General features: G+C 57.6%; 12 protein-coding genes and 1 pseudogene. All 13 read right to left on the reverse strand.

What is annotated here, in order from left to right:
• Nucleotides 1-987, reverse strand: a complete 987-nt coding sequence (locus tag QN377_RS04375; RefSeq protein ID WP_095018334.1) for a RodZ domain-containing protein — start codon at nt 985-987, stop codon at nt 1-3.
• On the reverse strand, nt 987-1745 hold the full coding sequence (pilW, locus tag QN377_RS04380; RefSeq protein WP_095018333.1) for a type IV pilus biogenesis/stability protein PilW: 759 nt from the start codon (nt 1743-1745) through the stop codon (nt 987-989). The genes QN377_RS04375 and pilW overlap by 1 nt, the downstream gene beginning before the upstream one ends.
• Nucleotides 1746-1757: 12 nt before the next feature.
• On the reverse strand, nt 1758-2906 hold the full coding sequence (rlmN, locus tag QN377_RS04385; protein WP_095001468.1) for a 23S rRNA (adenine(2503)-C(2))-methyltransferase RlmN: 1149 nt from the start codon (nt 2904-2906) through the stop codon (nt 1758-1760).
• A gap of 28 nt (nt 2907-2934) precedes the next feature.
• Entirely contained in the window at nt 2935-3360 is a 426-nt protein-coding gene (ndk, locus tag QN377_RS04390) for a nucleoside-diphosphate kinase (RefSeq protein WP_016779608.1), read from the reverse strand.
• A gap of 94 nt (nt 3361-3454) precedes the next feature.
• Nucleotides 3455-3655 (reverse strand): Fe-S cluster assembly protein IscX, encoded by a 201-nt coding sequence (iscX, locus tag QN377_RS04395; protein WP_016779607.1) that lies wholly within the window; start codon nt 3653-3655, stop codon nt 3455-3457.
• Nucleotides 3656-3667: 12 nt separating this feature from the next.
• A complete protein-coding gene (gene fdx, locus QN377_RS04400; RefSeq protein WP_003443365.1) occupies nt 3668-4009 on the reverse strand; it encodes an ISC system 2Fe-2S type ferredoxin in 342 nt (113 codons plus the stop codon).
• 3 nt (nt 4010-4012) lie between these two features.
• Nucleotides 4013-5875, reverse strand: coding sequence for a Fe-S protein assembly chaperone HscA (hscA, locus tag QN377_RS04405; RefSeq protein WP_095018332.1), 1863 nt, complete (start codon nt 5873-5875; stop codon nt 4013-4015).
• A gap of 50 nt (nt 5876-5925) precedes the next feature.
• Nucleotides 5926-6447: a co-chaperone HscB gene (gene hscB, locus QN377_RS04410; RefSeq protein ID WP_095001470.1), complete on the reverse strand. Its 522-nt coding sequence runs from the start codon at nt 6445-6447 to the stop codon at nt 5926-5928.
• Between the two features lie 8 nt (nt 6448-6455).
• Nucleotides 6456-6779 (reverse strand): iron-sulfur cluster assembly protein IscA, encoded by a 324-nt coding sequence (iscA, locus tag QN377_RS04415; RefSeq protein ID WP_016779604.1) that lies wholly within the window; start codon nt 6777-6779, stop codon nt 6456-6458.
• Between the two features lie 68 nt (nt 6780-6847).
• Nucleotides 6848-7234: a Fe-S cluster assembly scaffold IscU gene (gene iscU, locus QN377_RS04420; protein WP_007929523.1), complete on the reverse strand. Its 387-nt coding sequence runs from the start codon at nt 7232-7234 to the stop codon at nt 6848-6850.
• A 96-nt stretch (nt 7235-7330) separates the two neighbouring features.
• Entirely contained in the window at nt 7331-8545 is a 1215-nt protein-coding gene (locus QN377_RS04425) for an IscS subfamily cysteine desulfurase (protein WP_019823684.1), read from the reverse strand.
• Nucleotides 8546-8594: 49 nt separating this feature from the next.
• A complete protein-coding gene (gene iscR / locus QN377_RS04430) occupies nt 8595-9086 on the reverse strand; it encodes a Fe-S cluster assembly transcriptional regulator IscR (RefSeq protein ID WP_003443378.1) in 492 nt (163 codons plus the stop codon).
• Nucleotides 9087-9304: 218 nt separating this feature from the next.
• Nucleotides 9305-9714 (reverse strand): annotated as a pseudogene (locus QN377_RS04435) (serine O-acetyltransferase); the annotation flags it as partial.

Genomic DNA, 9714 nt, shown 5'->3' on the forward strand with positions numbered 1-9714 from the left:
TTATTGACCCAACTTCAGACGAGCAGTCTCGCCACTGGTGAAAGGAGCGACATCCACAGGCTGGCCGTTATAGCTGACCTGGGCACCGCGGGCATAGCCCAGGCGCAAGCTCAGGGGTGGCTTGCCGCTCACTTCTAGATTTTCGCCCTTGCGCTTCAAGCCACCAAACAGCACTTTGCCCGTGCCGTCGGTCACTTGAGTCCAGCAATCAGCGGTGTATTGCACGCTCACTTTGCCAGCACCAGCAACCGAGGCGGCAGTGTCGGGCGCAGGCGCGGTGGACGTAACAGGTGCCACTACTGGCGCAACTGGCGCAACAGCAGCAGGTACTGGCTGTACCGGAACGGCAACGGGTGCCTGGGGCTCGGCAGTGGGAGCACCCGGCAGTGCCAGTGCCGTGGTCGCGCCCTGCTCCGGCGCCGATTCGGCCGCCAGAGGTGTTTCGCCTTCGGCCTTGGCCTCGGCTACTGCCTGATCTTCAGGTTCGTCCAGCGGGTGGATGCGGGTTGTGCCGTCAGCCCCTTCGACTTCGACGTGTTCCGGAGCAAGACCAATCAGGTCTTTGGCGCGCATGGACGTCTGGTCTTGCCACCAGATAAAACCGCCTCCGACCACGGCGATCAACAGCAACAGGCTGACGATACGCAAAATGGTATGCGACACGCGCACCGGCTCTTCTATGCGACCCAGGCTGTGCACGTTGCTGCCGTTGGCATCAGTGCCGGTGTACAGGTCAAATTCACGCACAAGGGCGGCCTGGTCCATACCCAGCAATTTGGCATAGGCCCGGATATAGCCCCGGGCAAAGGTATGCCCAGGCAGTTTGTCGAACGCGCCCGTTTCAAGGTTGCTCAGGGAGCTGGCCGTGAGATTGAGTTTCAAGGCGACTTCAGCCAGCGTCCAGCCATTGTTTTCACGGGCCTGACGCAGAGTCTCACCGGGATTGACACGAGTCGCTGCTAGAACTTCGGGTTGCGCCGCTTTCATCATTGCTCCGACAGGTATTGCTGATATTCCGGCGTGCCGGGATAGAGTCGTTTTAGTTGCTGGCCATGGTTGGCAGTTGGGGTGCGGTCATCGAAAACACTCGCCAGTCGCGCACCGAGCAATAGACTACGTGCATTTTGCCCGCTAAGCAGGCTAAAACGATCGTAAAAGTCACGCGCCGTTACATATTGTTTGTCCTGATAAGCCATCTCGGCCATTTCAAGCAACGCACGGGGTTGTCGAGGGTTCAGGCGCAGTGCTTTTTCAAGCTGCTGGCGCCCCGCTTCAGGTTGCCCCAACTCAAGTGACGTTATACCCAGATTTTCGTAGATGCGGGAGCGTTCCGGATAAAGGTTGTCTGCTGCCGCCTTTTGAAACTGCACGCTGGCCTCCTGATAGCGCTGACGCTCAAACAGGAAACTGCCGTAATTATTGAGGATCCGGGCATCAGCAGGCCGACCGTTCAACGCGGTACGGAATGCCTGCTCGGCCAGGGCAAACTCCATTTCGGCCTGAAACACCAAGGCCAGTGCGGCGTTGGTGTCCGGGTCGGTCTTGTCGAGTTCAAGGGCCTTGCGCAAAGGGACTTTGGCCTGTTCGGTCATCCCTTGCTGCAAATAGCCCAGACCCAGCTGAACATAAGCCTGACGCGCCTCGTTACGCCCTTTGTCGCCAGCCATCGGGCTTGAATCGCCCGATGACACGCAGCCAGCCAAAAAGCTGAGCAAAACGACCGGGAGCGCAGCGCGCAGGATCATGGATGTCCTCTCTCAGGGCGCAGAGGCAGCGTTTTGCGCTGTATCGGCGTCAGCACTCAGCTCACGCGCCGCGATCAGGCGCGAACTGCGGCGGGTACGGTCATTGACCTGACCTACCAGCTGCCCGCACGCCGCATCGATGTCTTCACCACGGGTGGTGCGCACGGTCACGTTGTAGCCAGCCTGCTGCAACAGCTCCTGGAAACGGCGAATGGCATTGTTGCTCGGGCGCTCATAGCCAGAATGCGGGAACGGATTGAACGGGATCAGGTTGATCTTGCACGGTGTGTCTTTAAGCAGCTCGATCATTTCTCGGGCGTGATCGACATGGTCGTTCACATCCTTGAGCAAGGTGTACTCAACGGTCAGCACGCGCTTTTCGCCCAGGGTCGCCATATAGCGACGGCAGGAATCAAGCAGCATGGCCAGCGGGTACTTCTTGTTGATCGGCACCAATTGACTACGCAGTTCGTCGTTAGGTGCGTGCAGCGACAATGCCAGCGAAACGTCAATGTGCTTGGCCAGCTCATCGATCATCGGCACCACGCCGGAGGTAGACAGGGTGACACGGCGCTTGGAGATGCCGTAGCCCAGGTCATCCATCATCAGGTGCATGGCAGAAATGACATTGTCGAAGTTCAGCAGCGGTTCGCCCATGCCCATCATCACCACGTTGGTGATGGCGCGGTCGATGGTTGCCGGAACGCTGCCAAAGGATTTGTTGGCAATCCACACCTGGCCAATCACTTCGGCGGCGGTGAGGTTGCTGTTGAAGCCTTGCTTGCCGGTGGAGCAGAAACTGCAGTCCAGGGCACAGCCAGCCTGGGACGAAACGCACAGGGTGCCACGTTTGCCCGAGGGAATATAAACGGTCTCGACGCAGCTGCCGGACTCTACGCGTACCACCCACTTACGGGTGCCATCGCTGGAGATGTCCTCGCTGACGACTTCGGGTCCACGAACCTCAGCAATGGCCTTGAGCTTGTCGCGCAAGGCCTTGCTGACGTTAGTCATGGCGTCGAAATCATCGACGCCAAAGTGGTGAATCCACTTCATGACCTGACCGGCACGGAAACGCTTCTCCCCGATTGAGTCGAAGAATTTCTCCATTTCCGGTTGAGTCAAACCCAACAGGTTGGTTTTGCCAGTCGTTGCAATCATGTCTTCACCCTCACTCACAAGCCAATACTTAGCGAGTGGTTACTTCAGTAGCTGCGAAAAAGTACGAGATTTCACGAGCAGCAGCGGCTTCAGAGTCGGAACCGTGAACAGCGTTTGCGTCGATGGATTCAGCGAAATCAGCACGGATAGTGCCGGCAGCTGCTTCTTTAGGGTTGGTAGCGCCCATCAGCTCGCGGTTCAGAGCGATAGCGTTTTCGCCTTCCAGAACCTGAACAACAACAGGACCGGAGATCATGAAAGCAACCAGGTCGCCGAAGAAGCCGCGCTCGCTGTGCTCAGCGTAGAAGCCTTCAGCTTCAGCTTTGGACAGTTGCTTCAGTTTGGAAGCTACAACCTTCAGGCCAGCGTCTTCGAAACGGGTAACGATCTTGCCGATAACGTTTTTAGCAACGGCGTCAGGCTTGATGATGGAGAAAGTACGTTGAACAGCCATGGTGTAACTCCAGAAACAGTGATTTAAGCGAAAAATTAAACCCGCGAATTATACGCGGGTTCTTGGGTATTGCATAATTACGTGCGTTGCAAGCTTAGTCGGCTTCTTCGATCCACAAACCCTGAATGGCTTCGAGCACCTTCTCTCCGCCGCGATCAGGGATATCGTCGAACTCCGGCAGCGCCATGACCAGATTGCGCAGCGTGACGAAATTCACCGAGAGCGGATCGACATCCGGGTGAGCTTCAGCCAGCTGGATCGCGATTTCCTGTACATCAACCCATTTAAGGCTCATGCCAATTCCTTATCAGTGCGGCGCTTCGGCAGCATGGTTGAGCGAGTATTTCGGAATCTCGACGGTGATGTCTTCAGTACCAACGCGGGCCTGACAGCTCAGGCGCGAAGTCGCTTCCAGACCCCATGCTCTATCAAGATAGTCCTCTTCCAGCTCGTCAGCTTCGTTCAACGAGTCGAAACCCTCGCGAATCACGCAATGACAAGTGGTGCAGGCACAAACACCACCGCAGGCACTTTCGATTTCAATGTGGTTGTCGTGGGCCACTTCGAGAATGGTCTTGCCGGTCTCAGCCTCTACAACCATACCGTCCGGGCAGTGCTCGGCGTGTGGCAGAAAAATGATCTGCGGCATCAGTTATTCCTCGATTTCATTCAGGTTGCGACCCGACAAAGCGGCCTTGACGGTCAAGTCCATGCGACGGGCTGCAAAGGCATCGGTCACTTGCGACAGACGCTTGGTCTGCTGCTCGATGGCGTAACCATCGGTGCCTTTCAACAATTCGGACAGTTCCTGCATCTGCAGCTCGATCACCATGCGCTCTTCGGCATCCAGCAAACGCTCGCCATCGACTTCGAGGGCTGCTTGCACGGCCTCGATCAGACGCTGGGCATCCACCTGCTGCTCGCGCAATACGCGGGCGACCTTGTCGTCGCTGGCGTACTGGAACGAATCCTTGAGCATTTTGGCGATTTCGCCGTCGGTCAGGCCGTAGGAAGGCTTGACCTGGATATTGGCTTCAACACCTGAACCCAGCTCGCGGGCCGACACACTGAGCAAACCGTCGGCATCGACCTGGAAGGTCACGCGAATTTTTGCGGCACCGGCCACCATCGGCGGGATGCCACGCAATTCAAAGCGCGCCAGGGAGCGGCAATCGCTGATCAGCTCGCGCTCACCCTGCAGCACATGAATCATCATGGCCGTCTGACCATCTTTATAGGTGGTGAAGTCCTGCGCGCGCGCCACCGGAATCGTGGTGTTGCGCGGAATAACCTTTTCCATCAAGCCACCCATGGTCTCCAGACCAAGGGACAACGGAATCACATCAAGCAGAAGCAGTTCGCCGCCATCGCGCTTGTTGCCGGCCAGGGTATCGGCCTGGATCGCAGCACCAATGGCAACCACTTGATCCGGGTCGATATCGGTCAGGGGCTCGCGACCAAACATCTGAGCCACCGCTTCACGCACACGAGGTACACGGGTCGAACCACCCACCATGACGACGGCCTGGACGTCTTCAATCTCGATATTGGCGTCGCGCACAGCACGGCGACAAGCCTTGAGGCTGCGCGCAACCATTGGCTCGATCATGGCGTCGAAGGCTTCACGGGTCAGCTCGGACTGCCAGCCACCAAAGGCAACCGTCACCGAGGACGCATCGGTCAGCGCTTCTTTTGCAGCGCAGGCAGCCTGCAGCAAGGTGCGCTGCGTGCCTGGATCAAGGTCGGCAGACAATCCGGCCTGCTCGACCATCCAGCTGGCAATCGCATGATCGAAGTCATCGCCACCCAGCGCGCTGTCGCCGCCGGTAGCCAAGACTTCAAACACACCGCCGGTCAGGCGCAGGATCGAGATATCGAACGTACCCCCACCCAGATCATAGATAGCCACCACGCCTTCAGCCGACTGGTCCAGGCCATAGGCCACGGCGGCCGCTGTCGGCTCATTGAGCAGGCGCAGCACATTCAGACCAGCCAGTTTGGCCGCGTCTTTAGTGGCCTGGCGCTGAGCGTCATCGAAATAGGCCGGGACCGTAATCACCGCCCCCACCAATTCACCACCCAGGGTCTTTTCGGCGCGCTCACGCAGCACCTTCAAGATTTCGGCAGACACTTCAACCGGGCTTTTAGGGCCTTGCACCGTGTCAATAAACGGCATGTGCGACTCACCGCCGACAAAGCGGTAAGGCAACTGCTCGCCCAACTGCTTGACGTCGGACAGACCACGTCCCATCAAGCGTTTGACCGACAGCACGGTATTGAACGGGTCGCTGGAGGCTGCCAGACGTGCCGACTCGCCTACCTCGACGCGATCAGCGTGATAGCGCACGGCAGACGGCAAAATGACATTGCCATTGGCGTCGGCCAGAGGCTCGGAAAGGCCGCTGCGTAAAGCAGCGACCAGCGAATTGGTAGTGCCCAAGTCGATCCCCACAGCCAGACGTCGCTGGTGCGGTTGAGGACTTTGGCCGGGTTCGGCGATCTGCAGTAGGGCCATCGTAATCAGGACTTATCTGTAATCAGGCGTGCCATCAGGGAAGCACGGAGTTAATCGTCGAGGCGCTCTTCTAGCTGGCGCACTTCGTAAGTTAGCTTGTCGAGGAACTGCATGCGGCGCATCAGGCGTTCAGCCTGCTCACGCTGCGCAGCATCATCCCAACACGCTGCGAAGCTGTCGTTCAGGTGTTCCTGAGCGACTTTCAGTCGACGCTTGAATGCTGCAATACCGGCCATATCGGCGCTGTCATGCAAATCTTCAAGTTCTTCGCGCCACTGCATCTGCTGCATCAGGAACTCGGGATCGTGCACCGTGACTTCCAGCGGCAACTCGCCCCCCTTCAGCGCAAGCAGGTAACGCGCACGCTTGGCAGGGCTTTTGAGCGTCTGGTAGGCCTCATTGAGGCTGGCGGACTGCTCCAGCGCCAGGCGCTGCTCGCGCTCGGAAGCATCGGCAAACCGATCCGGGTGAACACCACGCGCCAGCTCTCGATAGCGCACAGCCAGCTGATCGAGGTCCAAATTGAAACCCGGTTGCAGCTCAAACAAAGCAAAATGACAAGGAGTACCCACGATCAGCCTCAGATATTGAAGCTTTCGCCGCAGCCACATTCACCGCGCACGTTAGGGTTATTGAACTTGAAGCCCTCATTGAGGCCTTCCTTGACGAAATCCAGTTCGGTGCCGTCAAGATAGGTCAGGCTTTTCGGATCAATGATCACTTTTTCGCCATGGGTTTCGAAGACCTGGTCTTCTTCACCTACTTCATCGACAAACTCCAGCACATAGGCAAGACCGGAACAGCCCGTGGTGCGAACACCCAGACGAATCCCCTCACCTTTGCCGCGCCCATCAAGGGAGCGGCGAATGTGTCGCGCAGCCGCTTCTGTCATGCTGATAGCCATCGTGACTCCTTACCATTTGCCAGTTTCTTCACCTTGCCTGCGCCACTTGCGGGCGCAAGCAGTACGGATCAGATCAAACCTTTCTTCTGCTTGTAATCGCGAACAGCAGCCTTGATGGCGTCTTCAGCGAGTACCGAGCAGTGAATTTTTACCGGCGGCAAAGCCAGTTCTTCAGCCAGCTGAGTGTTCTTGATGGTCTCTGCTTCATCCAGAGTCTTGCCTTTCATCCACTCGGTCGCCAGGGAGCTGGAAGCGATTGCCGAACCGCAACCATAGGTCTTGAACTTGGCATCTTCAATGATGCCCTGCTCGTTGACCTTGATTTGCAGGCGCATTACGTCGCCGCACGCAGGGGCGCCGACCATGCCGGTGCCGACATCCGGGTCTTCCGCGTTCATCTTGCCGACGTTGCGCGGGTTTTCGTAGTGGTCGATGACCTTTTCGCTGTAAGCCATGGTACTAATCCTCACTCATCAGAGAGTCGCTCTTGAGACGCTGTAAAAGCTGCTGTTCGCTGCGCTTACAGCGTCTACTTACGGCGACTTAAATTGTTAGTGCGCCGCCCATTCGATTTTCGAGATGTCGATGCCGTCTTTGTACATGTCCCACAGCGGCGACAGGGCGCGCAGCTTGGTAACAGCCTCGCAAACCTTCTGCGCGGCGTAATCGATTTCTTCTTCGGTGGTGAAACGGCCGAAGGTAAAGCGGATGGAGCTGTGAGCCAGCTCGTCATTGCGGCCCAGGGCGCGCAATACGTAGGACGGCTCGAGGGAAGCAGAAGTACAGGCCGAACCGGACGACACAGCCAGATCCTTGAGCGCCATGATCAGCGACTCGCCTTCAACGTAGTTGAAGCTCAGGTTCAGGTTGTGCGGAACGCGGTGGACCATGCTGCCGTTGACGTACAGTTCTTCAAGGTGTTCAACCTGCTTGAAGAAACGGTCGCTCAACGCCTTGATACGGATGTTCTCTGCAGCCATTTCTTCTTTGGCGATCTGGAACGCTTCGCCCATGCCCACGATCTGGTGGGTGGCCAGGGTACCCGAACGCATGCCGCGCTCGTGACCGCCGCCGTGCATGGCTGCTTCAATACGCACCCGAGGCTTGCGGCTTACGTACAGTGCGCCGATGCCTTTAGGGCCGTAGGTTTTGTGCGCCGAGAACGACATCATGTCGACCTTCAGCTTGGCCAGGTCGATTTCAACCTTGCCGGTGGACTGTGCCGCATCAACATGGAACAACACGCCGCGCGAGCGAGTCAGCTCACCAATGGCAGCGATATCGTTGATGGTGCCGATTTCGTTGTTCACGTGCATGATCGAAACCAGGATGGTGTCGTCGCGCATCGCGGCTTCAACCATGGCCGGCGTTACCAGGCCATCGGTGCCCGGCTCGATATAGGTCACTTCAAAGCCTTCACGCTCAAGCTGACGCATGGTGTCGAGAACGGCCTTGTGCTCGATCTTGTCGGTGATCAGGTGCTTGCCCTTGGTGGCATAGAAGTGCGCTGCACCTTTGATTGCCAGGTTGTTGGCCTCGGTCGCACCGGAGGTCCAGACAATTTCACGGGGGTCAGCGTTAACCAGGTCAGCAACCTGACGACGCCCGTTCTCAACCGCTTCTTCAGCTTTCCAGCCGAACACGTGAGAGCGCGAAGCCGGGTTACCGAAGTTCCCGTCAACCAGCAAGCAGTCGCTCATTTTTTGAGCAACACGCGGATCAACCGGGGTAGTGGCTGAGTAATCGAGGTAAATTGGCAACTTCATGGACTATCTCCTAAATCAGGCTGGCTGGCGCACCGTCGTTTTTATGCAATCACTCGACGGCGGACGCTTCGATCTTATCCAGGTGCGGCGCCTTGCCATTACAGCGGCGCTGATCCTGACGCTGGGCTACTTCTTGTACCTCACGGCGAGTGACAAGGTCAGCCAAGCTGATACCGCTGAGAAAATCGTGTATTTGCAGGCTGAGGTCGCACCACAGGTGGTGGGTCAGGCAGGTGTCGCCGGCATGGCAGTCGCCAAGGCCCTGGCAACGCGTGGCATCGACGGACTCGTTCACGGCATCGATCACCTGAGCTACCTGGATGCCCTGCATGTCGCGTGACAGCTGATAGCCGCCACCCGGGCCACGCACACTGGAAACCAGGCTGCTGCGGCGCAATTTGGCAAACAGTTGCTCAAGGTAGGAAAGCGAGATGCCTTGGCGCTCGGAAATATCGGCCAGGGACACCGGCCCGTGCTGTGCGTGCAACGCCAAATCGAGCATTGCAGTTACGGCGTAACGGCCTTTTGTAGTCAGTCTCATGGACAGGTACCACGGAATTCGGAATGGAAGCGAGTATGCTATTCCCGACTATTTAAGTCAACTATTAGACCTAGTACTTTAGTCGGGATTACCCGCAAAAGAGCGCGCGCATTGTAGCAGGGTCTGCGGCGTAATGGCACATGACACACATCTTGTGGCAGCGGGTTTGCTCGCGATGGCGCCATCGCGAGCAGGCTCGCTCCCACAGCACCCAGAATCTAGACCGCCGTGCTTTCGTCCTTGCCCTTGACGCAGGCGAAGTCTTCTTCGCGCAGCTCAGGCAGCTCTTTCGCACAGTAAGGGCTGCCCAAATCCTTGAGCGCGCCACACATACCATCCAGCTTGCCATCGACCGCCTGCAGATGATCCAGCAACTGGCCAATGGCCCGCGCCACCGGATCCGGCATATCTTCACTGACACCGTATGCGTCAAAACCGATTTTCTCAGCCATTGCCTTGCGCTTGGCCTCGGTTTCATCGTCATTCTTGATAATGATGCGCCCCGGAATACCCACTACGGTCGCGCCCGGCGGCACAGCCTTGGTCACAACCGCATTGGAACCGACCTTGGCCCCCGCCCCGACAGTGAACGGCCCCAACACCTTGGAAAAATCTCTTATACACATCT

It is taken from the genome of Pseudomonas sp. CCC4.1 (assembly GCF_035019225.1).
GTDB classification, from domain to species: Bacteria; Pseudomonadota; Gammaproteobacteria; order Pseudomonadales; family Pseudomonadaceae; genus Aquipseudomonas; species Aquipseudomonas bubulae.

Excerpts from the sequence above, each read along its gene's own strand:
- rlmN (WP_095001468.1), bottom strand. The coding sequence starts at position 2,906 with ATGATTGCAACGACTGGCAAAACCAACCTGTTGGGTTTGACTCAACCG.
- iscR (WP_003443378.1), bottom strand. The coding sequence starts at position 9,086 with ATGAGACTGACTACAAAAGGCCGTTACGCCGTAACTGCAATGCTCGAT.
- iscX (WP_016779607.1), bottom strand. The coding sequence starts at position 3,655 with ATGAGCCTTAAATGGGTTGATGTACAGGAAATCGCGATCCAGCTGGCT.
- iscA (WP_016779604.1), bottom strand. The coding sequence starts at position 6,779 with ATGGCTATCAGCATGACAGAAGCGGCTGCGCGACACATTCGCCGCTCC.
- pilW (WP_095018333.1), bottom strand. The coding sequence starts at position 1,745 with ATGATCCTGCGCGCTGCGCTCCCGGTCGTTTTGCTCAGCTTTTTGGCT.
- ndk (WP_016779608.1), bottom strand. The coding sequence starts at position 3,360 with ATGGCTGTTCAACGTACTTTCTCCATCATCAAGCCTGACGCCGTTGCT.
- iscU (WP_007929523.1), bottom strand. The coding sequence starts at position 7,234 with ATGGCTTACAGCGAAAAGGTCATCGACCACTACGAAAACCCGCGCAAC.
- hscA (WP_095018332.1), bottom strand. The coding sequence starts at position 5,875 with ATGGCCCTACTGCAGATCGCCGAACCCGGCCAAAGTCCTCAACCGCAC.
- fdx (WP_003443365.1), bottom strand. The coding sequence starts at position 4,009 with ATGCCGCAGATCATTTTTCTGCCACACGCCGAGCACTGCCCGGACGGT.
- QN377_RS04375 (WP_095018334.1), bottom strand. The coding sequence starts at position 987 with ATGAAAGCGGCGCAACCCGAAGTTCTAGCAGCGACTCGTGTCAATCCC.
- QN377_RS04425 (WP_019823684.1), bottom strand. The coding sequence starts at position 8,545 with ATGAAGTTGCCAATTTACCTCGATTACTCAGCCACTACCCCGGTTGAT.